At 71.8% G+C, this 24,882-nt stretch carries 21 protein-coding genes and 1 tRNA gene; 9 read left to right on the top strand and 13 right to left on the bottom strand.

The window, feature by feature from the left end:
• The first annotated feature begins 1 nt into the window (after position 1).
• The gene (gene cydD, locus HDC93_RS07270) at positions 2 to 3,490 is read left to right on the top strand and encodes a thiol reductant ABC exporter subunit CydD (protein ID WP_185008352.1); all 3,489 of its coding nucleotides are present in this window, start codon (positions 2 to 4) and stop codon (positions 3,488 to 3,490) included.
• Between the two features lie 239 nt (positions 3,491 to 3,729).
• Positions 3,730 to 4,797, top strand: a complete 1,068-nt coding sequence (locus tag HDC93_RS07265; protein ID WP_185008350.1) for a M23 family metallopeptidase — start codon at positions 3,730 to 3,732, stop codon at positions 4,795 to 4,797.
• Between the two features lie 19 nt (positions 4,798 to 4,816).
• On the opposite strand, the gene HDC93_RS07260 is transcribed toward HDC93_RS07265, so the two are convergent.
• From HDC93_RS07260 to HDC93_RS07245, 4 genes are all read right to left on the bottom strand, one after another.
• Positions 4,817 to 5,686 (bottom strand): HAD-IIB family hydrolase, encoded by an 870-nt coding sequence (locus HDC93_RS07260; protein ID WP_311774504.1) that lies wholly within the window; start codon positions 5,684 to 5,686, stop codon positions 4,817 to 4,819.
• Between the two features lie 183 nt (positions 5,687 to 5,869).
• On the bottom strand, positions 5,870 to 6,772 hold the full coding sequence (locus tag HDC93_RS07255) for an LLM class flavin-dependent oxidoreductase (protein WP_185008346.1): 903 nt from the start codon (positions 6,770 to 6,772) through the stop codon (positions 5,870 to 5,872).
• Between the two features lie 83 nt (positions 6,773 to 6,855).
• Positions 6,856 to 7,404 carry an RNA 2'-phosphotransferase gene (locus tag HDC93_RS07250; protein WP_185008344.1) on the bottom strand — a complete coding sequence of 183 codons (549 nt, stop codon included), beginning with the start codon at positions 7,402 to 7,404 and terminating at the stop codon, positions 6,856 to 6,858.
• A 195-nt stretch (positions 7,405 to 7,599) separates the two neighbouring features.
• Complete coding sequence (locus tag HDC93_RS07245) at positions 7,600 to 9,357, bottom strand: SDR family oxidoreductase (RefSeq protein ID WP_185008342.1); 1,758 nt, start codon at positions 9,355 to 9,357, stop codon at positions 7,600 to 7,602.
• A 180-nt stretch (positions 9,358 to 9,537) separates the two neighbouring features.
• Here HDC93_RS07245 and HDC93_RS07240 point away from each other — a divergent pair, with 180 nt between their 5' ends.
• The 6 genes from HDC93_RS07240 (at position 9,538) to HDC93_RS07215 (ending at position 13,816) form a co-directional block, all read left to right on the top strand.
• Entirely contained in the window at positions 9,538 to 10,506 is a 969-nt protein-coding gene (locus HDC93_RS07240) for an ABC transporter ATP-binding protein (RefSeq protein WP_185008874.1), read from the top strand.
• Positions 10,496 to 11,413, top strand: a complete 918-nt coding sequence (locus tag HDC93_RS07235) for an ABC transporter permease subunit (protein ID WP_185008340.1) — start codon at positions 10,496 to 10,498, stop codon at positions 11,411 to 11,413. The genes HDC93_RS07240 and HDC93_RS07235 overlap by 11 nt, the downstream gene beginning before the upstream one ends.
• Complete coding sequence (locus HDC93_RS07230) at positions 11,410 to 12,321, top strand: ABC transporter ATP-binding protein (RefSeq protein ID WP_185008338.1); 912 nt, start codon at positions 11,410 to 11,412, stop codon at positions 12,319 to 12,321. Before HDC93_RS07235 ends, HDC93_RS07230 begins: the two co-directional genes overlap by 4 nt.
• Positions 12,322 to 12,330: 9 nt before the next feature.
• Complete coding sequence (locus HDC93_RS07225; RefSeq protein ID WP_185008336.1) at positions 12,331 to 13,050, top strand: ABC transporter permease; 720 nt, start codon at positions 12,331 to 12,333, stop codon at positions 13,048 to 13,050.
• A gap of 101 nt (positions 13,051 to 13,151) precedes the next feature.
• Positions 13,152 to 13,430: a hypothetical protein gene (locus HDC93_RS07220; protein WP_185008334.1), complete on the top strand. Its 279-nt coding sequence runs from the start codon at positions 13,152 to 13,154 to the stop codon at positions 13,428 to 13,430.
• A gap of 281 nt (positions 13,431 to 13,711) precedes the next feature.
• Positions 13,712 to 13,816 (top strand) — tRNA-OTHER (locus tag HDC93_RS07215).
• 228 nt (positions 13,817 to 14,044) lie between these two features.
• Here HDC93_RS07215 and HDC93_RS07210 read toward each other — a convergent pair.
• The 9 genes from HDC93_RS07210 to HDC93_RS07170 form a co-directional block, all read right to left on the bottom strand.
• On the bottom strand, positions 14,045 to 14,863 hold the full coding sequence (locus HDC93_RS07210; RefSeq protein WP_185008332.1) for an HAD family hydrolase: 819 nt from the start codon (positions 14,861 to 14,863) through the stop codon (positions 14,045 to 14,047).
• Entirely contained in the window at positions 14,860 to 16,137 is a 1,278-nt protein-coding gene (gene serS / locus HDC93_RS07205) for a serine--tRNA ligase (protein WP_185008331.1), read from the bottom strand. The genes HDC93_RS07210 and serS overlap by 4 nt, the downstream gene beginning before the upstream one ends.
• Before the next feature lie 541 nt (positions 16,138 to 16,678).
• Positions 16,679 to 17,611 (bottom strand): prephenate dehydratase, encoded by a 933-nt coding sequence (gene pheA, locus HDC93_RS07200; protein ID WP_031104065.1) that lies wholly within the window; start codon positions 17,609 to 17,611, stop codon positions 16,679 to 16,681.
• 62 nt (positions 17,612 to 17,673) lie between these two features.
• Positions 17,674 to 18,963, bottom strand: coding sequence for an iron uptake transporter deferrochelatase/peroxidase subunit (efeB, locus tag HDC93_RS07195; RefSeq protein ID WP_185008329.1), 1,290 nt, complete (start codon positions 18,961 to 18,963; stop codon positions 17,674 to 17,676).
• 6 nt (positions 18,964 to 18,969) lie between these two features.
• Entirely contained in the window at positions 18,970 to 21,168 is a 2,199-nt protein-coding gene (locus HDC93_RS07190) for a copper resistance protein CopC (protein WP_185008327.1), read from the bottom strand.
• A gap of 13 nt (positions 21,169 to 21,181) precedes the next feature.
• Positions 21,182 to 21,664 carry a copper chaperone PCu(A)C gene (locus HDC93_RS07185; RefSeq protein ID WP_185008325.1) on the bottom strand — a complete coding sequence of 161 codons (483 nt, stop codon included), beginning with the start codon at positions 21,662 to 21,664 and terminating at the stop codon, positions 21,182 to 21,184.
• Complete coding sequence (locus HDC93_RS07180) at positions 21,661 to 22,314, bottom strand: SCO family protein (protein WP_185008323.1); 654 nt, start codon at positions 22,312 to 22,314, stop codon at positions 21,661 to 21,663. Before HDC93_RS07180 ends, HDC93_RS07185 begins: the two co-directional genes overlap by 4 nt.
• Positions 22,315 to 22,405: 91 nt before the next feature.
• The gene (locus tag HDC93_RS07175) at positions 22,406 to 23,149 is read right to left on the bottom strand and encodes a YcnI family protein (protein ID WP_185008321.1); all 744 of its coding nucleotides are present in this window, start codon (positions 23,147 to 23,149) and stop codon (positions 22,406 to 22,408) included.
• Positions 23,150 to 23,316: 167 nt separating this feature from the next.
• On the bottom strand, positions 23,317 to 24,138 hold the full coding sequence (locus HDC93_RS07170; protein WP_185008319.1) for a hypothetical protein: 822 nt from the start codon (positions 24,136 to 24,138) through the stop codon (positions 23,317 to 23,319).
• Positions 24,139 to 24,382: 244 nt separating this feature from the next.
• Here HDC93_RS07170 and HDC93_RS07165 point away from each other — a divergent pair, with 244 nt between their 5' ends.
• Complete coding sequence (locus HDC93_RS07165) at positions 24,383 to 24,847, top strand: ATP-binding protein (RefSeq protein WP_185008317.1); 465 nt, start codon at positions 24,383 to 24,385, stop codon at positions 24,845 to 24,847.
• The last annotated feature ends 35 nt before the right edge of the window (positions 24,848 to 24,882 follow it).

The following is a 24,882-nucleotide window of genomic DNA, read 5'->3' as shown; positions in this document are numbered from 1 at the left end:
CGTGAAACCAATCGATCCGCGTCTGCTCCGGTACGCCCGTGCCACCCGGGTCTTCCTGGTGGCGGTCGTGGCCCTGGGGGCCGTAGGGGCGGGGCTGGTCATCGCGCAGGCGATGCTCATCGCCGAGGTGGTGGTCGGAGCGTTCCAGCACCGCATGGCCGTGTCCGACCTCGGCACTCCCCTGCTGCTGTTGGCCGCCGTCGCGGCCGGACGGGCGCTGGTCGGCTGGCTCACGGAGCTCGCCGCCCACCGGGCCAGCGCGGCCGTGAAGTCCGAACTGCGAGGACGGCTGCTGGAGCGTTCCGCCGAGCTGGGGCCGGGCTGGCTCAGCGGGCAGCGGACCGGTTCGCTGGTCGCCCTGGCCACCCGGGGCGTCGACGCCCTCGACGACTACTTCTCGCGCTACCTGCCGCAGTTGGGTCTCGCGGTGGTCGTGCCGGTGGCGGTCCTGGCGCGGATCGTCACCGAGGACTGGGTGTCGGCGGCCATCATCGTCAGCACCCTGCCCCTCATCCCGGTCTTCATGGTGCTGATCGGCTGGGCGACCCAGTCCCGGATGGACCGTCAGTGGCGGCTGCTGTCGCGGCTGTCCGGGCACTTCCTGGACGTCGTCGCCGGGCTGCCGACGCTGAAGGTCTTCGGGCGGGCCAAGGCGCAGGCCGAGTCCATCCGGCGCATCACCGGCGAGTACCGGCAGGCGACCATGCGGACCCTGCGGATCGCCTTCATCTCCTCCTTCGCCCTGGAACTGCTCGCGACGATCTCGGTGGCGCTGGTCGCCGTGACGATCGGCATGCGGCTGGTGCACGGCGAGATGGACCTGTACATCGGCCTCGTCATCCTGGTCCTCGCGCCCGAGGCGTATCTGCCGTTGCGGCAGGTCGGGGCGCAGTACCACGCGGCGGCGGAGGGGCTCGCCGCCGCCGAGGAGATCTTCGAGGTCCTGGAGACGCCCGTCCCGGCGTCCGGTTCCGCGGCCGTACCGGAGGGTGCGCTGTCGTTCGAGGGCGTGACCGTCCGGTACACGGGGCGGTCGACGGACGCCGTCTCGAACGTGTCCTTCGGTGTCGAGCCCGGGGAGACGGTCGCGCTGGTCGGGCCGAGCGGCGCCGGCAAGTCGACGCTGCTGAGCGTTCTGCTGGGGTTCGTGCGCCCTGCCGAGGGGCGGGTGCGGGTCGGTGAGGTCGACCTCGCCGATGCCGACCTTCAGCAGTGGCGCTCCCGGATCGCGTGGGTGCCGCAGCGCCCGCATCTGTACGCCGGGACGATCGCCGAGAACGTACGGCTGGCGCGGCCGGGCGCCGACGACGACTCCGTACGGCGGGCTCTGCGGGACGCCGGGGCACTGGACTTCGTCGACGCGCTGCCCGAGGGCGTCGACACCGCGCTCGGCGAGGACGGCGCGGGCCTGTCCGCCGGGCAGCGGCAGCGGCTCGCACTGGCCAGGGCGTTCCTCGCGGACCGGCCCGTGCTGCTGCTCGACGAGCCGACGGCGGCGCTGGACGGGGCCACCGAGGCCGAGGTCGTGGCCGCGGTGCGGCGCCTCGCGGCCGGACGGACGGTCCTGCTGGTGGTGCACCGGCCGGCGCTGCTGGAGGTCGCGGACCGGGTGGTGCGGCTGGAGGAGCCCGAGACCACCGCTGCCCTGCCCGCGGCGCCCGCCGTGGCCCGGGAGGCCGGCACGCGATCCGACGAGATCGAGCTGCGCGCTCCGGCTGAGCCCGTCGAAGAGCCGGCCTCAGGCGATGTCCTCGCCCGCGTCCGCGCCATGTCCGGCGCCCGGCGCGGACGCTTCGGACTCGCGCTGCTGCTCGGGAGCCTCGCGCTGGGGAGTGCCGTGGGGCTCATGGCCACCTCCGGGTGGCTGATCTCGCGGGCCTCGCAGCACCCGCCCGTGCTGTATCTGATGATGGCCGTCACCGCGACGCGGGCGTTCGGGATCGGGCGCGCCGTCTTCCGGTACGCCGAGCGACTGGTGTCGCACGACGCCGTGCTGCGGATGCTGGCGGACACCCGGGTCGCGGTGTTCCGCAGGCTTGAGCGGCTGGCGCCGGCCGGGCTGCGCCGGGTCCGCCGGGGTGATCTGCTCTCCCGGCTGGTAGCGGACGTGGACGCGCTGCAGGACTACTGGCTGCGGTGGCTGCTGCCGGCCGGGGCGGCCGTCGTCGTGTCGGCCGCGTCGGTCGGCTTCACGGCGTGGCTGCTGCCCGAGGCCGGGGCGGTGCTCGCGGCCGGGCTCCTGACGGCAGGGGTCGGCGTGCCGCTGATCACCGGCGCGGTGGCCCGGCGGGCCGAGCACAGGCTGGCGCCCGCACGCGGCGTGCTCGCGACGCGGGTGACGGACCTGCTCACCGGCACCGCGGAACTGACCGTTGCCGGTGCGGTGCCCGTGCGGACCGCCCGGACGCGCGAGGCCGACGGGGTGCTCACCCGGGTCGCCTCGCGCGCCGCCACCGCCACGGCCCTGGGTGACGGCCTCACCGCGCTGATCTCCGGACTGACCGTCACGGCCGCCGCCCTGGTCGGCGCGCAGGCGGTCGCCACCGGGCGGCTCGACGGCGTGACCATGGCCGTCGTCGTCCTCACCCCGCTCGCCGCCTTCGAGGCCGTGCTCGGGCTGCCGCTCGCCGTGCAGTACCGGCAGCGCGTGGGCCGGAGCGCGGAGCGGGTGTACGAAGTGCTGGACGCCCCGGAGCCCGGGCGGGAGCCGGAGCGGCCCCGGCAGGCGCCCGCGTCGCCGTTCCCGCTCGTCGTCGCGGGGCTGACCGCCCGGCACGCCGAGCAGGCCCGGGACGCGCTCGCCGGGCTCGACCTGACCCTCGAGGAGGGCCGCCGGATCGCCGTGGTCGGCCCTTCCGGCTCCGGCAAGACCACGCTCGCGCAGGTGCTGCTGCGGTTCCTGGACGCCCGGGAGGGCTCGTACACGCTGGCGGGTGTGGACGCGTACGGGCTGCGCAGCGACGACGTCCGGGGCCTCGTCGGGCTGTGTGCGCAGGACGCGCACCTCTTCGACAGCTCGCTGCGCGAGAACCTGCTGCTCGCCCGGAAGGACGCCGGCGAGGAGCACCTGCGTGCCGCGCTCGGCCGCGCCCGGCTGCTGGACTGGGCCGACAGTCTGCCCGACGGGCTCGACACGCTCGTCGGCGAGCACGGGGCGCGGCTGTCGGGAGGGCAGCGGCAGCGGCTGGCGCTGGCCCGGGCACTCCTCGCCGACTTCCCCGTCCTGGTGCTGGACGAGCCCGCCGAGCACCTCGACCTGCCGACCGCCGACGCGCTCACCGCCGATCTGCTGGCCGCCACCTCGGGCCGGACGGCGCTGCTCATCACGCACCGGCTGGCGGGCCTCGAAGCGGTCGACGAGGTGATCGTGCTGGACGAGGGACGGGTGGTGCAGCGCGGACCGTACGCCGAGCTGCTGGCGGCGGACGGACCGCTGCGGGGGATGGCGGAGCGCGAGGCGGCGGCGGAGTCGCTGGTGGGCGCGCGGTAGGCCCTCGGCGTCGGCGCCTGGACGTCGGCGCCCTCGACCCTGGCGCCTCGATCTCGCCGCCCTCGGCTTCAGCGCCGGGACGTCGGCGCCCTCGACTCCGGCACCTTGACCGCGGTGCCCCTTGACGTCCACGGCCGGCGGCCGGAAACGGTGCGCACTGGGCCGTTCGGCGCAGCCGGTCCCCCGGCCGTACGACGTGAACAGGACTGGGTCGGCAGTGCTGGGCGACGATCGCTGACATGCGCTCATACCGCCGTCATCGGCTGCTCGTTCCGGTCCTGCTGTGCGCGCTGGCCGTGCTCGCGGCCCGGCCGACGGCGGCAGGCAAGGACCCCGGGAGCGACACCGGCATCGGCCCGGCCACCGGCCTCAGCGCCGAGGTCGTGCGGCTGTACGAGGAGGCCGCGGTGGCGACGCAGCAGTACGAGGCCGGGCGCAAGGAGGCCGAGGACCAGCGGGCCGAAGCCCAGCGTGCGGAGGCCCTCCTGGACGCGCAGCGCCGGCACATCGCCGCCCTGCACGAGGATCTGGGCCGGATCGCGCGGGCGCAGTACCGCGGCAGTGGGGGGCTGCCGGTGGCCGCCCACATGATCCTGGCCGACAGCCCCGAAGGCCTGATGCGAGGTCAGCACGCCTTCTCGCAGGCGGATCTCGCGGTGAACAACGCGATCTCCAAGAACAAGCGGGCTGAGGCCCGCCTCGCGGCGGACGAGGCCAGGGCCGCGGCCCAGTGGCAGGTGCTGGAGAAGCGCAACGTCCAACTCGCCGCTCTGAAGGCGGACATCGAGCAGAAGCTGGAGACGGCCCGCTCGGAGCTCCAGGGGCAGGCGGACGCGGCGGTCGCCGCCGGTGCGTGCAGCGGGGCCGTCCGGCTGGACCAGTCGGAGACTGGGTTCACCGACGGCGACTGGGTCGCGCCGGTCGAGACGTACGAACTGTCGGCGTCCTACGGCAGTGGCGGTGCGCGGTGGTCGAACCGGCACACCGGCCAGGACTTCGCGGTACCGATCGGCACTCCGGTGCGGGCGGTGGGTGCCGGTCGGGTCGTGAAGGTGTCCTGCGGCGGTCCCTTCGGCATGGAGATCGTGCTCAAGCACGCAGGCGGCTACTACACGCAGTACGCCCATCTCGCTTCCACGACGGTCGACCAGGGGGAGCGCGTCAGCCCCGGGCAGTGGATCGGCCAGTCGGGCACCACGGGCAACTCCACCGGGCCGCACCTGCACTTCGAGGCCCGGGTCACATCGGAGTCGGGCTCGGCGGTGAACCCGGTGTCGTGGCTGTCGGCGCGCGGGGTGTCCCTCTGAGACACCCCGGCCGCGGCGGCTACGGCAGTTCCGTCAGCAACTGCTCGATCACGACGGCCACACCGTCGTCGTTGTTCGCCACCGTCCGGCCCGAGGCGGCGGCGATCACGGCCGGGTGCGCGTTGCCCATCGCGTACGACCGGCCCGCCCAGGTCAGCATCTCGACGTCGTTCGGCATGTCGCCGAAGGCCACGACCTGCTCGTGCGAGATGCCGCGCTCGGCACAGCACAGGGCGAGGGTGCTGGCCTTCGACACCCCGGGGCCGCTGATCTCGAGCAAGGCGCTGGGGCTGGAGCGGGTGACGTTGGCGCGGTCGCCGATGGCGAGGCGGGCCAGGGTCAGGAAGGCGTCGGGGTCGATCTCGGGGTGGTAGGCGAGGATCTTCAGCACCGGCTCCGCGGCTGCCGGATGGTCCGGGCCCAGCAGTTCCTCGGCCGGGGCGAGGCTGTCCGGTATCTCCATGTGGAGCTTCGGGTAAGCCGGCTCCTGGTAGAAGCCGTAGGTCTGCTCCACCGCGTACACCGTGCCCGGCGCCGCGTCGCGCAGCAGCCGTACGGCGTCCAGGGCGTTCTCCCGGGCGAGTTCCCGCACCTTCACGAACCGGTGGGCGCCGGGGCCGCCGTGCAGGTCGACCACGGCGGCGCCGTTGCCGCAGATCGCCAGGCCGTGGCCGTGCACGTGGTCGCTGACGACGTCCATCCAGCGGGCCGGGCGGCCCGTGACGAAGAAGACCTCGACGCCCGCCGCCTCGGCGGCGGCCAGCGCGGCGACCGTGCGCGGCGACACCGACTTGTCGTCGCGCAGCAGGGTGCCGTCGAGGTCGGTGGCGATCAGCCGCGGCGGGAGGGTCTCGGCCGCGGTCTCGGGCTGTCGGGTCGCTGAGGTCACCCGGCCATTGTCCCGCACATGTCTGCACGGGCGTGCAGGGCTCCGCACAGGTGAGTGGATACCGCCTTCACCAGGAGCCCTTCTCCAGGAGCCCTTCATCCGGAGCCCTTCACCAGGAGCCCTTCATCAGGAGTCTTCACCAGGAGCCCCTTTTCCAGAGGCCCCCGGCACATCCGTCCACGCTCAGCGCAGCTGCGCCGGCGCTTCCATCGCGATCTGCTCGAAGACCTTCTGGTCGGCTGCGAACGGCGAGTCGGGGATCGGCCAGTGGATCACGATCTCCGTGAAGCCCAGCTCCGCATGCCGCCCGGCGAAGTCCACGAACGCGTTCAGGGACTGGAGCGGGGCGACGCGGTCCGGCGTGAATCCGGTGAGCAGGACCCGGTCGAGATCGGTCATGTCCCGCCCGACCTCGGCGCAGATGTCGTCGAGCCTCTCCGCCTGCCCGCGAATGGCCTGAATCGACTGTTCGGGCGTGCCGTTCTCATACAGCTTGGGGTCGCCGGTGGTCACCCACGCCTGCCCGAAACGGGCGGCGAGCCGCATCCCGCGCGGCCCGGTGGCGGCCACCGCGAACGGCAGCCTGGGGCGCTGCACACAGCCGGGGATGTTCCGCGCCTCGTGCGCGGAGTAGAAGTCACCCTCGTACGACACAGCGTCCTCGCTGAGCAGCCGGTCGAGCAGCGGAACGAATTCGGCGAAGCGGTCGGCGCGCTCGCGCGGCGTCCACGGTTCCTGGCCGAGCGCGGTGGCGTCGAAGCCGGCGCCGCCCGCGCCGATGCCCAGCGTGACCCGCCCACCGGAGATGTCGTCGAGGGAGATCAGCTCCTTGGCGAGGGTCACGGGGTGCCGGAAGTTCGGCGAGGTCACCAGGGTGCCGAGCCGCAGCCGGTCGGTGACGCCCGCGGCGGCCGTGAGGGTCGGTACAGCGCCGAACCACGGGCCGTCCCGGAAGGTGCGCCAGGACAGATGGTCGTAGGTGTACGCGGTGTGGAAGCCGAGCTGCTCTGCGCGCGTCCAGGCCGAACGGCCGCCTTCGTTCCAGCGGCGGTACGGGAGGATCACGGTACTCAGACGCAGACTCATGGCATCGAGCGTAAGGGAGCGCCGAGTGTGCCCCGTGTTTCACGTGAAACAGTCACCGTGCGCGGTCGGCCGGATGCGGCAGGTCAGTGCCCCTCGGGGAAGCTCAGATACCGGGCCGGGACGGCTTCGGTCAGCCACACCCCGTTCGCGCTCACGTGGAAGACATGGCCGTCGCGGTGCATGGTGTCCGCGTCCACCGTCAGCACGACCGGCCGGCCCCGGCGGGCGCCGACACGGGTCGCCGTCTCCCGGTCGGGCGAGAGGTGCACGGCGTGCCGGTTCATCGGACGGAGCCCCTCGGACCGGATGGCGTCCAGACTGCGGGCGACGGTGCCGTGGTAGAGGTGGGCGGGCGGGGTGGCCGGCGCCAGCCCGAGGTCGACCTCCACGCTGTGGCCCTGGCTGGCGCGGATCCGGGTGCCTTCGACGGCGAAACGCCGCTTGTCGTTGGCGGCGACGACCTGGTCCAGTTCGTCGCGGGTGAATCGGAAGCCGTGGGTGGTGGCCGCGGCGATCAACGTGTCGATCTCGACCCAGCCGGCCTCGTCGAGCGTGAGCCCGATGCGCTCCGGCTGGTGGCGCAGATGCTTCGACAGGTACTTCGACACCTTCACGGTGCGTCTCTCGTCCATCCCACCAGAGTGCGTGAGAGACGGGAATCACGCGATTGAGTTTCACTTCCGAGGTTTGGTCCACAACCAAGTGTGGTTATCCACAGGGGAATTGGCGGTTCTGTGGACAACTGGCTCTCACAACAGGGGTTTTGGGCCCTCGGCCTCACACCGGCACGCCCTAAGCCCCACACCCCACGCCCCACGCCCTCGCCCTCACAGCGGCGGCTTCACCCGCGCGAGGCCCCTCAGCGCCCCAGGCGCCCACCGCGACAGCCAGCGCGCACCCCGCGCCTCCGGAGTCACCGGCACCACCGCCTCGTTGCGCGTCACCGCCCGCAGGATCGCGCGGGCGACCTTCTCCGGCGGATAGTTCCGCAGCCCGTACAGGCGGGCGGTGCGCTTCTGCAGCCGCTTCTCCTCCAGGGCGTCGACCCCGGCGAAACGTGCCGTCGACGTGATGGCGGTGTTCACGATGCCCGGGCACACCGCCGTCACGCCGATCCCCTGCCCGGCGAGCTCCGCCCGCAGGCACTCGCTGAGCATCAGCACGGCCGCCTTGGAGGTGCTGTACGCGGGCAGCGTCCGGGACGGCTGGTACGCCGCGGCCGACGCCACGTTGACGATGTGTCCGCCCTGCCCGCGCTCGGCCATCCGCCGGCCGAAGAGCCGGCAGCCGTGGATGACCCCCCACAGGTTGACGTCGAGGACCTTCTTCCAGTCCTCCGGTGTGGTGTCGAAGAAGGAGCCGGACAGCCCGATCCCGGCGTTGTTCACGAGGACGTCCACCACTCCGTACTCCGTGGTGACCTTGTCGGCGAGCTTCTCCATGGCCTGTTCGTCGGAGACGTCGGCCGTCTCCGCCCAGGCGTCGGGGGCGCCCAGCAGGCGGGACGACTCGGCGGTGCGGACCGCGGCCTCCGCGTTCCGGTCGACGGCCACCACCCGCGCGCCTGCCTCGGCGAACGCGAGCGCCGTCGCCCGCCCGATGCCGCTGCCCGCCCCGGTGACCAGCACGAGCTGCCCGCCGAACCGCTCCGCGTGCTCACCGTTCGCCGCCGCCGGGGACCGCCCGCTCTCGACGGACGTCACGAACTCCTCGATCCAGGAGGCCAGCAGGTCCGGGCGGGTCCGCGGGATCCAGTGCCCCGCCTGGATCGTCCTGCGGGTCAACTGCGGGACCCACTGCTCCAGTTCGTCGTGGAGCCGCTCCGAGAGGAACCGGTCCTCCAATGGCGTGATGATCTGCACGGGCGCGTGGGCGTGCGCGTCCGGGCGCGGCCCGCGCAGCCGGGGCCGGACGTTGTCCCGGTACAGCCAGGCCCCGTGCGCCGCGTCCGACGGCAGGGACGCGGTGGGGTAGTCGCCCCGGGGCACCTTCTCGACGCGCTCCAGCACCCGCGGCCAGCGCTTGCCGAGCGGGCCGCGCCAGGCCAGCTCGGGCAGGACGGGCGTGTGCAGCAGGTACACGTACCAGGACCGGGCGCCCTGCCCGAGGAGCTGCCCGACCCGGCGCGGGGTGGGCCGCTGCACCCGCTCGCCGATCCAGTGGCCGAAGTGGTCGAGGGACGGCCCGGACATCGAGGTGAAAGAGGCGATGCGTCCCTCGGTACGCCGGACGGTGCTGAACTCCCAGGCCTGCACCGAACCCCAGTCGTGCCCGACCAGGTGCACCGGCGCATCCGGACTCACCGCGTCCGCGACGGCCAGGAAGTCGTCCGTCAGCTTCTCCAGGGTGAACCCGCCCCGCAGCGGCCGCGGGGCCGTCGACCGGCCGTGGCCGCGGACGTCGTACGCCACGACGTGGAAGCGTCCGGCGAGCCGCCCGGCGACCTCGGACCACACCTCCTTGCTGTCGGGGTAGCCATGGACCAGGACGACCGTGGGCCGCCCGGGATCCCCCATCTCGGCCACGCACAACTCGACTTCGCCCGTCCGCACCCTGCGCTCGCGCGCGCCCGTCAGCAACGTCATCCGGCGAATCTGGCAGTTGTTAGAGAGTTCGTCAATAGGGCGCTGCCCCGGCTCCCACCCGGCGTGGTAACTCTCGAGAACCAGCTCCCCTAGGGGCCCGTAATACTCAGGGCTGATCCGAAGACAGCTCTGCGGAGTGATGCCCGCCACGCGCACGGCCCCTAAGTTCGAAGGGTGACTGTGATCGCGACCGAAAGCCTGAGCAAGCGGTTCCCCCGGGTGACCGCGCTTGACCGGCTCTCCGTGGACGTCGGACCCGGTGTGACCGGACTCGTCGGAGCCAACGGAGCCGGCAAGTCCACACTGATCAAGATCCTGCTGGGTCTGTCCCCCGCCACCGAGGGCCGCGCCGAAGTGCTCGGTCTCGACGTCGCCACCAAGGGCGGCGCCATCCGCGAGCGGGTCGGCTACATGCCCGAGCACGACTGCCTGCCGCCGGACGTCTCGGCCACCGAGTTCGTCGTCCACATGGCGCGCATGTCCGGTCTGCCGCCCACGGCAGCGCGCGAGCGCACGGCCGACACCCTGCGCCACGTCGGGCTGTACGAGGAGCGCTACCGCCCCATCGGCGGCTACTCGACGGGGATGAAGCAGCGCGTCAAACTCGCGCAGGCCCTCGTCCACGACCCTCAGCTGGTCCTCCTGGACGAGCCGACCAACGGCCTCGACCCGGTCGGCCGCGACGAGATGCTCGGCCTCATCCGCCGCATCCACACCGACTTCGGCATCTCGGTCCTGGTCACCTCCCACCTGCTGGGCGAACTGGAGCGCACCTGCGACCACGTCGTCGTCATCGACGGCGGCAAGCTCCTGCGCTCCAGCTCCACCACGGACTTCACGCAGATCACCACCACCCTCGCGATCGAGGTCACGGACACCGACGAGCACCCGGACGGCACCCGCGCCGTCCGCGAGGCGCTGCACGCGCGCGGGGTGAGCGTCGAGGACGGCAGCGGCCTTCCGGGCGCCGGCCACGTCCTGCTGCTCACCACGCAGGGCGAGGAGACGTACGACGTGGTCCGGGACGTGATCGCGGACCTCGGACTCGGCCTGGTGCGCATGGAGCAGCGCCGGCACCACATCTCCGAGGTTTTCACCAGCACAGACGAGCGCGAGCAGCGGAAGGAGGCGGTCGGCCATGGCGGTTGAGCACTCCACGGGGACAGCCGCCCCGGCACCGGGCGACCAGACCCGCATCCACAACATCGGCTACCGCACGTACGACGGTCCCCGCCTCGGCCGCGCCTACGCCCGGCGCTCCCTGTACTCGCAGTCCCTGCGCGGCTCCTACGGCCTTGGCCGTTCGGTGAAATCCAAGGTGCTGCCGATGCTGCTCTTCGTGGTGATGTGCGCGCCAGCGGCCATCATGGTCGCCGTCGCGGTCGCCACCAAGGCCAACGCCCTGCCCGTGGACTACACGCGCTACGCGATCATCATGCAGGCGGTCATCAGCCTCTACGTCGCCTCGCAGGCACCCCAGTCCGTCTCGCGTGACCTGCGCTTCAAGACGGTGCCGCTGTACTTCTCGCGGCCCATCGAGACCGCCGACTACGTCCGTGCCAAGTTCGCGGCGCTGGCCTCGGCACTTTTCATCCTCACCGCCGGCCCCCTGCTCCTGCTCTACGTGGGCGCGCTGCTGGCCAAGCTCGACTTCGCCGACCAGACCAAGGGATTCGCACAGGGGCTCGTCTCGGTGGCACTGCTCTCACTGCTCTTCGCCGGCATCGGCCTCGTCATCGCGTCCTTCACGCCGCGCCGCGGCTTCGGTATCGCGGCCGTGATCGCCGTGCTGACCATCACTTACGGCGCGGTCTCCACCCTCCAGGCCATCGCCGACGCGCAGGGCAGCGGCGACGCCGTGCCGTGGATCGGGCTGTTCTCCCCGATCACGATCATCGACGGTGTGCAGTCCGCGTTCCTGGGCGCGACGTCCGCCTCCCCCAGCGGGGTGGGCCCGAGCACCGCCGAGGGCGTCGTCTACGTCGTCGTCGCCCTGGGCCTGATCGCGGCGAGCTACGGCCTCCTGATGCGCCGCTACAAGAAGGTGGGACTGTGACCACGCTCAACATCGACCACGTCTCCCGCTGGTTCGGCAACGTGGTCGCCGTCAACGACATCACCATGACGATCGGCCCCGGCGTCACGGGCCTGCTCGGCCCCAACGGTGCCGGAAAGTCCACCCTCATCAACATGATGGGCGGCTTCCTGGCCCCCTCCACCGGCACGGTCACCCTCGACGGCCAGGCCGTGTGGCGCAACGAGCAGATCTACAAGCACATCGGCGTCGTCCCCGAGCGGGAGGCGATGTACGACTTCCTCACCGGCAAGGAGTTCGTCCTCGCCAACGCCGAACTGCACGGCCTGGGCGCCAAGGCGGCGCAGAAGGCCCTGGCCACGGTCGAGATGGAGTACGCGCAGGACCGCAAGATCCAGACGTACTCCAAGGGCATGCGCCAGCGCGTGAAGATGGCGAGCGCTCTGGTCCACGACCCGTCGCTGCTGCTGCTCGACGAGCCCTTCAACGGCATGGACCCCCGTCAGCGCATGCAGCTGATGGACCTGCTGCGCCGCATGGGCGACGAGGGCCGCACGGTGCTGTTCTCGTCCCACATCCTCGAAGAGGTCGAGCAACTCGCCTGGCACATCGAGGTCGTCGTCGCCGGCCGGCACGCCGCCAGCGGTGACTTCCGCAAGATCCGCCGCCTGATGACCGACCGGCCGCACCGCTACCTGGTGCGTTCCAGCGACGACCGCGCCCTCGCGGCCGCGCTGATCGCCGACCCGTCGACGGCCGGCATCGAGGTCGACCTCGCCGAGAGCGCGCTGCGCATCCAGGCCGTCGACTTCGGCCGCTTCACGGCCCTGCTGCCGCGGGTGGCCAGGGACCACGGCATCCGGCTGCTCACGGTCTCGCCGTCCGACGAGTCCCTCGAGTCCGTCTTCTCGTACCTCGTCGCGGCGTAGGAGGCCCTGATGTACGACCCCACAGTCGCCCGGCTCACGTACCGGGCCCTGCTCGGCCGGCGCCGGGCTCTCATTCTCGGCGCCCTGCCGATGCTGCTGATTGTGATCGCCCTGGCGGTGCGCGGCCTGGCCGGGGCGGACGACCAGACCGCGGCCGACCTGCTGGGCGGCCTCGCCCTCGCCACGATGGTGCCGATCATCGGCGTCATCGCCGGAACGGGCGCGATCGGGCCGGAGATCGACGACGGCTCGGTGGTGTACCTGTTGTCGAAGCCGATCAAGCGGCCGACCATCATCTTCACCAAGCTGATCGTCGCGATCGCGGTGACCATGGTGTTCTCCGCGGTGCCGACGCTCATCGCCGGCTTCATCCTGAACGGCAACGGCCAGCAGGTCGCCGTCGCCTACACGGTGGCCGCGTTGGTCGCGTCCATCGCCTACGCGGCCCTGTTCCTGCTGCTCGGCACGGTCTCCCGGCACGCGGTGGTGTTCGGTCTCGTCTACGCGCTGGTCTGGGAGGCCCTGTTCGGCTCCCTGGTGCCCGGTGCGCGCACGCTGAGCGTCCAGCAGTGGTCGCTGGCGGTGGCCCAGAAGGTCTCCGGAGGGGACCTGGTCTCCTCGGACGTGGGCCTGACCACGGCGACGGTGCTGCTCGTGGCCGTCACGGTGCTGGCCACCTGGTTCGCCGGACAGAAGCTGCGTTCCCTCACCCTCGCCGGCGAGGAGTGACGTGCCCCGGCCTTGACGGAGGCTTCACCTCTGTCAGGGCACACTGGGTGAACGGGATGTAGGGGAATCAATACGGAAGTTGGACGGCGGGGAGGACGGGAATGGCGGGCGAGAGGGCTCAGTACGGCGACCGCGGATCCGAGGCTGGATCCCAGTCCGGGTCCCCTTACGGGGGCGAGGCCCCGGACGACCTCGACGGGGTCGTCCTGGACGAGGACTTCATACGCTCCGCCGGGACCTCCGAGCCGTCCGCCCGTGCCCGGATGCTCGCCGCGAAGTGGCGCCGTGAGGAACCGCAGCCGCAGCCCTGGCGCTCCGACGAGCCGCCCGCGGGCTGGTTCTTCAGCAAGGTCCGGCGGCGCAGGTGGCGCAGGAAGTAGCCGGCCACGCCGCCGGACCGGCAGCCGATTTAATCAGTGGCGTCCAATTCGCCCGGCGGGCACAGTGGTTGTCATCACGGCCGGGCGGAGAGCCCGGCGCCGCGTTCTGGGAGAGGAGCGGGACGATGTCCATGCACGGCAGTACGTCCAGCTCCCTTCAGGGCAGCCCGCGGCGGGATCCGGAGTAGCCACTACCCTCCGTCGAACCCGCCCCACACGGGGAGCTGCCCGGGGCGGCCGCTTCGAGCACGCGAATCACACATCGCGTGGGCCGCCCACCCGGAGGATTGGCCGAGTGGTAAGGCACTGGCTCGCGCTGCGTTTGATCAGAAGCGAGTCAAGATCGGGCCCAACAGCCCGCGCACGTTCGATCCGTGCATCCTCCGCCGAGCACCGCCCGACGCCGGGCGACCGTCCCCACACTCAGTCGAGCGTCGGGCGTCGGGCGTCGGGCGTCGGGCGACGAGCCACGGGCGACGAGCCAAGAGCCACGGGCGACGAGCGACGAGCGACGAGCGACGAGCGACGAGCTGCGAGCCACGGGCGACGGGCGACGGGCGACGGGCGACGGGCGACGGGCGACGAGCCACGAGCCACGGGCGGAGGCCCGACGCTCAGCCCAGCAACCGCTCCAGCACCACCGCGATGCCGTCCTCGTCATGGGAGGCCGTCACCTCGTCGGCCACCGCCTTCAGTTCCTCGTGGGCGTCCGCCATGGCGACGCCGTAGGAGGCCCAGGCGAACATCGGTATGTCGTTGGGCATGTCGCCGAAGGCGATCGTGTCGGCCGCCTTCATCCCGAGCCGGCGGGCCGCCAGGGACAGCCCCGTCGCCTTGGACAGGCCCAGGGGGAGAAGCTCTACGATGCCCTCGCCCGCCATCGTGACCGTGACGAAACCGCCGGCGGTCCGCGTGGCCGCCTCGCACAGCTCGTCGTCCGACAGGGTCGGGTGCTGGATGTACAGCTTGTTCAGAGGCGCGGTCCACAGGTCCGACGCGTCCGTGAAGGGCGTGGCGGGCAGGGTGCCCTGGACCGCGTAGCCCGGGCCGACCAGCACCTCGCCGTCGAGGCCGTCGCGGCTCGCCGCCAGGTACAGCGGGCCGACCTCCGCCTCGATCTTGGCCAGCGCCACCCCGGCCAGCTGCCGGTCCAGCGTCACCGACGTCAGCAGGCGGTGCGCGCCGGCGTCGTAGACCTGCGCGCCCTGGCCGCAGACGGCCAGGCCCTGGTAGCCGAGGTCGTCGAGAATGTGCCGGGTCCACGGGACGGCGCGGCCGGTGACGACGATGTGCGCGGCGCCCGCCGCAGTGGCCGCGGCGAGCGCGTCACGGGTGCGCGGCGACACCGTGTCGTCGGAGCGCAGCAGCGTCCCGTCGAGATCGGTGGCGACGAGCCGGTACGGGAAACCGCCCGGGGCAGCCGTGTCGCTCACTTGGCCACCGGCTCCAGGACCTCCCGGCCGCCCAGGTACGGGCGCAGCACCTCGGGCACGCGCACCGAGCCGTCGGCCTGCTGGTGGTTCTCCAGGATCGCCACGATCGTGCGGGGAACGGCGCACAGCGTGCCGTTGAGCGTGGCCAGCGGCTTGACCTGCTTGCCGTCACGGACGCGGATCGACAGGCGGCGGGACTGGAACTCGGTGCAGTCCGAGGTCGAGGTCAGCTCGCGGTACTTGCCCTGGGTCGGGATCCACGCCTCGCAGTCGAACTTGCGGGAGGCCGAGGCGCCCAGGTCGGCGCTCGCCACGTCGATCACGCGGTACGGCAGCTCCAGCGAGGTCAGCCACTGCTTCTCCCACTCCAGCAGGCGCTGGTGCTCGGCCTGCGAGTCCTCGGGAGCGACGTAGGAGAACATCTCGACCTTGTCGAACTGGTGCACGCGGAAGATGCCCCGGGTGTCCTTGCCGTGCGAGCCGGCCTCGCGGCGGAAGCAGGGCGAGAAGCCCGCGTAGCGCAGGGGCAGGCGGTCGGCGTCGAGGATCTCGTCCATGTGGTACGCCGCGAGCGGCACCTCGGACGTGCCGACCAGGTAGAGGTCGTCGTCGGCGAGGTGGTAGACGTCCTGGGCCGCCTGGCCGAGGAAGCCGGTGCCCGCCATCGACTGCGGACGCACCAGCGCGGGGGTCAGCATCGGAGTGAAGCCGGCCGCGGTGGCCTGCGCCATCGCCGCGTTCACCAGGGCGAGCTCCAGGAGGGCGCCCACGCCCGTCAGGAAGTAGAAGCGCGAGCCGGAGACCTTGGCGCCCCGCTCGACGTCGATCGCGCCGAGGATCTGGCCGAGCGCCAGGTGGTCCTTGGGCTCGAATCCCTCGGCGGCGAAGTCGCGGATCGTGCCGTGCTTCTCGAGGGTGACGAAGTCCTCCTCGCCGCCCACGGGCACGTCCGGGTGGACGAGGTTGCCGAGCCTCTGGAGCAGCTCCTGGGTCTCGGTCGCGGCGGCGTCGCGCTCGGCGTCGGCCGCCTTGACGTCGGCGGCGAGCTGGCCCGCCTTCTTCAGCAGCTCGGACTTCTCGTCGCCGGCCGCCTTGGGGATGAGCTTGCCGAGCGCCTTCTGCTCGGCGCGCAGCTCGTCGAAGCGGACGCCGGACGACCTGCGCCTCTCGTCGGCAGACAGGAGGGCGTCGACGAGCGCGACGTCCTCTCCACGGGCGCGCTGCGACGCGCGCACACGGTCGGGGTCCTCACGGAGCAGGCGAAGGTCAATCACGCGCCCAAGGCTACCGGTGCGGGGTGACCGCCCACGACTCACTATTCCGATAGCGAATTACGTACCGTTATGGGCGAATTGCGCACAGTGTCAATAAAGAAGATGCCTCTCCCCGGAACGAGGCATCCGGCGGGTGCCGTCTTGACTCGAATCCCTTGCGGGAGAAGGGACTTGGGCTTGAGTTGTCCACAGGGATCCACATCCCGGCAAGAGTTATCCACAGGTTGTGTGCAAGATCTGTGGACTTCGGAATTGATCACTCCGGATGGCGTCGACCACCCCATGAATTCCCTCCGCAAACCCGCTCTACCCTCACTTTCGAGTGGAAAGAGGTCACCCGGGAGAGTTATGGAAGGGGAAACGGTGGACGAAGGGTGACCTGCCCGGTGATGGACGCATCGGGGGCCTGTAGGTGATTTGTCGACTGACTCACGCTTCGTTGTCGACTTGTCCCCAGGTCGAGAAGCGGACCTGTGGATAACTTCTGTGGATAACGACTATCAGCAGGTACGACCGGCCGGGGAACGGGCTCGGAGCCCGGTCAGAAACGCCCGTCCTGGCACCGCGCGACCCAGTCCGCCGCCCCCGCGAACTCCTCGTCGGAGGTCCCCAGCCGCGGCGGCTGCACGTCCCCCGGCCGCATGTCCGCGCGCGGGTAGGAGCCGAGGTAGCGCACCTGGAGGCAGATCCGCTTCAGGCCCATCAGGGCGTCGGCCATCCGGCGGTCGGAGATGTGGCCCTCGGCGTCGATGCAGAAGCAGTAGTTGCCGATGCCCGCGCCGGTGGGCCGGGACTGGAGCAGCATCAGGTTGATGCCGCGGGTGGCGAACTCGCCGAGCAGGTCGCGCAGGCCGCCGGGGTGGTCGTCGCGCTGCCACAGCACGATCGAGGTCTTGTCAGCGCCGGTCGGAGCGGCCGGCCGGGCCGGACGGCCCACCAGCACGAACCGCGTCTGGGCGTTCTCCGCGTCGTGGATCCCGGTCTCCAGGGCCTCCAGGCCGTAGCGGGCGGCCGCGAACTCACCCGCGAAGGCCGCGTCGTACTGGCCCTCCTGGACCAGGCGGGCGGCGTCCGCGTTCGAGGCGGCGGACTCCCAGTGGGCGTCCGGGAGGTGCTTCTTCAGCCAGTTGCGCACCTGCGGCTGCGCGGCAGGGTGGGCCGAGACGGTCTTGATGTCCGACAGCTTCGTGCCCGGGCGGACCAGCAGCGCGAAGGTGATCGACAGCAGCACCTCGCGGTAGATCATCAGCGGCGCGCCGGCGACCAGCTCGTCGAGGGTGGTGGTGATGCCGCCCTCGACGGAGTTCTCGATCGGCACGAACGCGGCCTCGGCCTCGCCCGCGCGTACCGCGTCGAGCGCGGACTGGACCGACACGTAGGGGATCAGCTCCCGGGTGGCGGCCTCGGGAAGCGTGCGCAGGGCGACTTCGGTGAACGTGCCCTCAGGACCGAGATACGCATAGCTCGCTGGCATGACCTCACCCTAGTGGGCCCGCGGAAGCGCTATCCCCCACAAGCCCATACAGGGGGGAACTCTCACCCCTCCAGCAACTTCTGCCCCACGTACTCGCCCTCCGCCGCCCCGCCGGGCACCGCGAACAGGCCGCTCGACTCGTGGCGGATGAACTGCGACAGGGCGTCGCCACGGTCGAGCTTGCGCTGCACCGGCACGAACCCGCGCAGGGGATCGGCCTGCCAGCAGACGAAGAGCAGGCCCGCGTCGGGCACCCCGTCGGCGTCGATGCCGTCATGGAAGGAGAACGGGCGGCGGAGCATGGCCGCGCCGCCGTTCTGGTCGGGCCGGGTGATGCGGGCGTGGGCGTTGATCGGGACCACCAGGTTGCCCTTGGCGTCCGTCTTCTCCAGGTCCATCGCGGTCTTCTCCGTGCCCCCGGACAGCGCCGCCCCGTCGGACTTGCGGCGCCCGATCACGTCCTCCTGTGCCCTGACGGAGAGCTTCTCCCAGTCGTCGAGGAGCATGCGGATCCGGCGTACGACGGCGTAGGAGCCGTTCGCCATCCAGGCCGGTTCGGCCTTCTCGGGGACGAAGATGCGCTGGTCGAAGTCGGTTTCGCCCGGCTTCGGGTTGCGGGTGCCGTCGATCTGGCCCATGAGGTTGCGGGCTGTCATGGGGTGGGCGGTGGCGCCCGGGGAGCGGTTGAAGCCGTTCATCTGCCAGCGGACCCTGGCCGCCCGGCCCGCGTCCTTCTGGATCGCGCGCAGGGCGTGGAAGGCGACCAGGGCGTCGTTGGCGCCGATCTGTACCCACAGATCGCCGTTGCTGCGGTTCTTGTCGAGGTGGTCGGAGGAGAACTCGGGCAGCGGGTCCAGGGCGGTGGGGCGCTGCTTCTCCAGTCCCGTCCGGGCGAAGAAGCTGTGGCCGAAGCCGAAGGTGATCGTCAGCGAGGAGGGACCGGCGTCGCGGGCCACGTCGGTGTCGTCGTGACCGCCCGGCTCGCCCGCCATCAGCCGCCGGGCCGTCTCCGACCAGCGGCGGAGCAGGGCTGCGGCTTCCTTGCGGCCGGCGCCCGCCGCCAGGTCGAAGGCCACGAGGTGGCCGCGTGCCTGGAGGCCGTCGGTGATGCCGGGCTGATGTTTCCCGTGAAACATCGCTCGGTCGGTGCCGAGCGAGGTGAGCGGAGCGGCCGCTTCGGAGGGGGCGGCGGCGTAGCCCACGGCGGCACCCGCCGTGCCGAGGACGAGCCCGGTGGCACCCGCGGTGCCGAGCAGCCGCCGCCGGGAGAGGCCCTCGTGAGTGGGGGCCGCGTCGCTCTGCGCCGTGCTGGCCTCGGGGGTGCGGGCCTTCGGAAGGGACTGGTCAGGCATGGTGGTTCAGCCGATCTGCGCGTTCTTGGAGACGGTCACCTCGTCGATGTCGGAGGTCCGCACGGTCACGTCGACCTGCCAGTCCCCGGCCATGGGGATCTGCACTCCGTTCGCCGACCAGTGTCCGGTGGCGATGTGGTCGGGGATGACGGGCAGGGGCCCGATGTCCTTGGCTTTCAGGGTGAACTCGACCTTCACCTCGGGGATGTCGAAGGCCCGGCCGTTGGGGCGTTCCACGTAGACGTGCATCTCGTTGCCGCCCACGCGGGCGGGGTCGACGTCGATGGTGACGATGCCCTTGCCGTCCTCGCCGCCGGTGTCGAACGGCATGTTCAGGGTCAGCGCCCCGGACGCGCCCTCGTCGGCGGAGGAGACCGCGGAGGCCGCGGTGGCCGCCTTGGCCTCCTGCTCGGTGCGTCCCGGCTCGGTCTGCGTCAGGACGGTGGTCACGGCGAGCAGAACGACCGCGATACCGGCCTCGGCCAGCACGGAGCGGCGCAGCCCGAAGCGGTTGGAATCCGCGTCCCGCATCCGCTTCCGCTGGGCCGCGTCCCGGGCGGCCTGCTGCCGGGCGAGCTGCGCGGCGCGTTCGGAGTCGGCGGGCTCGGAGTCGGCGGGCTCGGAGTCGGCGGGCTCGGGGCCGGCGGGCTCGGGGCCGGCGGATTCGGGGCCGGGCTGCTCGTCGGTGTCGAGGCGGGTATCCCCCTCGCCCTCGGCAGGGGCATCCCCGTCGCCGGTGCCGACGGCCGCGGTCTCCCCGGTGCCGACGGCCGCGGTCTCCCCGGTGCCGACGGCCGCAGTCTCCCCGGTGCCGACGGCCGCAGTCTCCCCGGTGCCGACGGCCGCGGTCTCCCCGGTGTCGTCCGCCCTCGCGCCGACCCGCTCCTTCTCCCGTACCGCCGATGCCTCCACCGGCACCGTCTCCGCCAGTCGCCCTGTCCAGCGGCGTGAGATCCACGCGACGCCGACCAGGACGACCACGAGGGCGATCTTGGCCAGGAGGAGCTGGCCGTAGCGGGTGTCGGTGAAGGCCGACCAGGAGCCGAGCTGGCGCCAGGACTGGTACGTCCCGGTCGCGATCAGGGCGAGGACGCTGCCGAAGGCGACCTGGGAGAAGCGGCGTACCGCCGGTGCGTCGACGGGTGTCTCGGCGGGCGCGCGGTACAGGGCGACCAGCAGCGCGCCCAGCCCGCCGAGCCAGGCGGCGACGGCCAGCAGATGCAGCACGTCGACCGGCATGGCGATGCCCGCCTGGAGGCCGACCGAGGCGTGCTCGGACATCGCCCAGCTCGCCGCGAGCCCGGCCGCCACCACGACGCCGCCGATCGAGAGCCCGAAGGTCAGGTCCCGCTTCTCCTCGGCGTCCTCGCTTGGGTCAGGCTGCCGGCGCGAAGCGCCGTCGGGCGGGGTGGTGGTGGGCGACGGGCGGGCATAGGCGCCGAACAGCACGGCGATGAAGAGGGCCGCCGCGGCGAGCAGCAGCAGCCGGGACACCAGGGCCGCACCGCTCTTGGTCTGCAGCACCTGCCCGAGCAGGGACAGGTCGAAGATGTCGGAGACCTTCCCGGAGCCCGTGAAGGAGCCGCGCAGAAGCAGCAGGGCGAGGGTCGACGCGGTGAGCGCGACCCATCCGGAGACGACGAACCGCTGCACGGGCCGCACCCCGGCACCGCGCCGCCAGCAGGCGAGCACGAAGGCGGCACCACCGGCCATCACGATCAAACCGGCGTACGACACGTACCGTCCGAAGCCGTACAGCCATCCCACGATCCCGTCGTCGGTCGACTGCCCGGAGACCGACACGGACGTCTTGGAGGGGGCGCCGATGGAGAAGGTGTAGGCGCCGGCGACGGGGTGGCTGTCCGCCGAGACGACCTGGTAGGCCACCGTGTACGTACCGTCGGGCAGGCCCGAGTGCAGGGGCACGGCGTACGTCGTGCCCCTGACGGTGGCCGGTTTGGCCGTGTCGACGCGCTTGCCCTCGGGGTCGAGCACGCGCAGCGAGTCGTCGGACAGTGCGACCTGTTCGGAGAAGGTGAGCGTGATCCGGGCCGGGGCCTTGTCGACCACCGCCCCCTGCCCGGGGTCGCTGCCGGTCACCGCGGCGTGCGCGGAGGCCGGGTCGGCTCCGGCGAGGAGTGCGCAGGCCGCGGCCAGGAGCAGCAGCACCACTGTCCGGACGCGGGAGGCGATGGTCTGCGTCACAGGGGTCCCTCCCTCAGTGTCCGGTCGGCGGGGTGTAGGTCGCCGGCTTCACCGGCATCTCGACCTTCATGGGGCCGGAGTGGGCGAAGTGCAGTTCGACGGAGACCGTCTGACCTTCCTTCGGCTTGCTCTTCAGCTGTTCGAACATCAGGTGGTCGCCGCCGCTCTTCAGCTCCAGCCGCCCGCCCGCGGGGATCTTGAGGCTCTTGACCTCCTGCATCGCCCCGTCGACGGTCTCGTGCACGGTGACCTGCCCGGCGATGTCGCTGGTGACCGAGGTCAGCTCGTCGGGGGCACCGCCCTTGTTGGTGACGGTGAGGAAGCCGGCCGCCATGTCGTCGGACACCGGCTGCGGCATGTACGCGGAACCGGCGGACAGTTCCGCCTTCCCGGAGCCGGAGCCGGAGCCGGAGTCGCCCGAGTCCGAGCCGCCGCAGCCCGCCAGGGCCAGCGCTCCGGCTATGACCAGGGCCGCCGGGCCGAGCCGCCGCCTCACGGGTTCTCCCCCTTGATGATCTTGGGGAGGTCCTTGATGTAGTCGTCGACCTTGGCGTTCTCGCCGTAGAGCACATAGCCGCCGTCGGTCTTCGGGGAGAACGCGATGACCTGGGTGCCGTGCTCGGAGACGAGCTTGCCGTTCTTGTCCTTCCGCGTCGGCTCGATGCTGATGCCGAGGGTGCGGGCGCCGGCCTGGATGGTCGCGAAGTCGCCGGTGAGACCGACGAACTCGGTGTCGATGCCCTTGAGCCACTTGCCGAGCTCGGCCGAGGTGTCGCGCTTGGGGTCGGTGGTGACGAACACCACGCGCAGCTCGTCCTGTTCGGCCTTGGGCAGCTGCTTCTTGGCGACGGCGATGTTGTTCATCGTCAGCGGGCAGACGTCGGGGCAGTGGGTGTAGCCGAAGTAGATCAGCGTGGGCTTGCCCGCGGTCTCCTTGCGGAGGTCGTACTTCTTGCCCTGCGTGTCGGTGAGGACCAGGTCCGGCTTCTCGAACGGCTTGTCGAGGACGGTGGCGGCCTTGTCGGTTCCGGCCTCCTCCGACACCACGGCGACGGGCTTGTTGCCGTCGTCGCCGCTGCCGCAGGCGGTCAGGGTCAGGGAGGCGGCGGCGAGGAGGGCGGCCGCGGCGAAGGTTTTGGTGCGCATAGAAAAATGTCCCAGATGTCGGTGACCCGGCGCGCACCGGGAGTCCCCGCAGGGGGCGGGGATCCGGTGCGCGCCGTCAACGGAAGCGGCCTCAGGCGTTGGACCGCCGGCGCCCGGCGAGCACGCCGTAGGCGACGCCCGCGGCGCCGACCACGATGCCGACGATGCCCAGCACGCGGGCGGTGGTGTCGGTGCCGTCGGAGGAGGCGGAGTCGTCGGAGGCGGTGTGGGCGGAGGCCTTCTCGGCCGACTTGGCGTCGGAGTCGTCATCGGCCGCCGAGCCGTGGTGCCCGTCCTCGGAGGCGGCGGACAGCTCCAGCACCGGGGCCGGGTTGTCGGGCTCCTCCTTGCCCTTCTGCGGCACCTCGATCCAGCGGACGACCTCCTTGTTGGAGTACGTCTGCAGGGCTTTGAAGGCCAGCTGGTCGGTGTCCTCGGGGAGCTGGCCGACGGAGAGCGGGAACTTCTCGAAGTAGCCGGGCTCGATCCCCTTGCCGTCGGCGGTCCAGGTGACCTTGCTGACGGCCTCGGTGATCTTCTCGCCGTGCATCTCCAGCGGCTTGTCCAGCTTGGACTTGGTGACCTCGATCTTCCAGCCGGGCATGGGCTCCGGCATGACGGAGGCCAGCGGGTGGTCGGTGGGGAAGTTGACCTCGATCTTGGTGGTCGAGGCGTCGTCGCGCTCGTTGGGGACCTTGAAGTCGATGACCGCGTAACCGCCCTTGGCGGCGGTGCCCTCGGGCTGCACGGTGACGTGCGCGAAGGCGGGGGCGGACAGGGCGAGAACGGTGACACCGGCGGCGGCACCGGCCGCGACGATTCGGGAAGCCTTCATGGAAGGAGCACTCCGCTGTGAGTCGGTCTGGATGAGGAAGGAGGGATGCGCGCCCACGCGCGTGCCGCACGACGGCGGCCCCTCCTCCGCGGGATCCAGGAATCCGGAACTCCGAAAAGGAGGTCCCGGGGGCATCCGAGAAGCGGAAGTGGTGGGGTCGCGTCGCGTCAGGCGGCGAGAGCGAGGGCGGCTGCGGAAGCCGGGGCGGTCGGCGGGCCGCGCCGGATCACCGAGTGCTGGAGTGCCATGGTGCGCGGCATCGGGGGCGCGGGCCGGGCGGTGTGCGCCGGGCGCGGGTGAACCTCCGGGGCTCCCGGAAGCCCGGCGCGCAGGGCGCGTACCAGCGCGAGAGTGGCCCGCAGGGAGCGCACCAGCGCTCCCTCGGCGACTCCCTGCGCCGACAGTTCGGTGAGCCGCAGCAGCGCCAGGTCACCGTGGCGCAGCAGCCAGCCGGCGGCGAGCGCCGCGAGGAGGTGTCCGAGCAGCATCGACAGGGACGGCCACAGCGAGGCGGCGGAGCCGGGGACGGCGTCCGCGGCCAGATGCGTGTGGGTCCCGGTGGGCGGCTGGATCCGGGCGTCGGCGAGGATCTTCTGCGCCTGCACCGGGCTGATCGCCGCCGCCGTGGTGCCGCACACGAATTGCGCGGCCTGCTGGACCAGCGCGGCGTCGCTCCCGCTCGCGGGCACCGAGGACGTGACGGCGGCCGTACCGTGCTGGCCGAGGCCGAACAGGGTGTGCAGCACCGTCTGACCGACCGCGAGCAGCACCGTGATCCCCGCCAGCGAGCGCACGCGCCCGGCGAGCGGAGCCGCCACAGCGGCCACCCCGAGGAACCCGGCGCCCAGCGTCCACAGCGGGATGCCGTCGCAGGAGGCGAGTGCGTGACCTGCCCCGGCCAGCACGACACAGACCGCGGCGAACACCGCGGCCCGCAGGATCCGGAGCGTGTGTCCGGAGCGCGTCGCGCGCGCGTGGGGGGCAGTCATGGCGGGCTCATCATCGCACTGGCTCCGTACGCCCCGTGCGGCAGGTCCACAAGATGCCGTACGACCGGAACGTCACGCTCTGGCCCCGCGCGCCCCTGGATGCGCCGAAGTCTGCCCCCACATACACCGATCAGGACCAGCGCGCATCCGCCGTATGGGCGGCGTCACGTCAACTTCACGCTTACACAGGGGCACAGAGGGCAATACGTAACGGTATGTCGAGCCGCAGCCAGGAGGCTGGAGCATGAGCATCTGGTGGTCACTCCATCTGCGGCGCGAAGCTGCGAGCGTGCCGCTCGCCCGCCGCCTGCTGATCGGCACGATGGAGACCGCGGGCGTCGACCCCGACATCTCCTACGACCTTTCCGTCGCCCTCAGCGAGGCGTGTGCCAACGCCGTGGAGCACGGCGGGGACACGGGGCGCGGCCCCGGCTCGGAGGCGTACCGGGTCACCGCGTACCTCGACGGCGAGAAGTGCCGGATCGAGGTCGCCGACGCCGGCCCGGGCTTCCCCGGGGCGTCCGCCGGCCGGTCCCGTCCGCCGATCCGCCCCGCGCACTCCGACGCGGAGAACGGCAGGGGGCTGTGCCTCATCGAGGAGCTCGCCGACCACGTCCACATCGGCAACAAGCCGGGCCGGGGCGGAGCCGTGGTGAGCTTCGACAAGGTCCTGAAGTGGCGTTCCGGCGCACCACTGATGGCGGTCTGACCTCCCCGGCGGGGCGGTGTTTCACGTGAAACACC

The sequence above is a fragment of the Streptomyces sp. AK010 genome (genome assembly GCF_014207295.1).
Classification (GTDB): domain Bacteria; phylum Actinomycetota; class Actinomycetes; order Streptomycetales; family Streptomycetaceae; genus Streptomyces; species Streptomyces massasporeus.
Note: the sequence above shows the minus strand (reverse complement) of the source record. Positions and strands in the feature narration are given on the sequence as shown.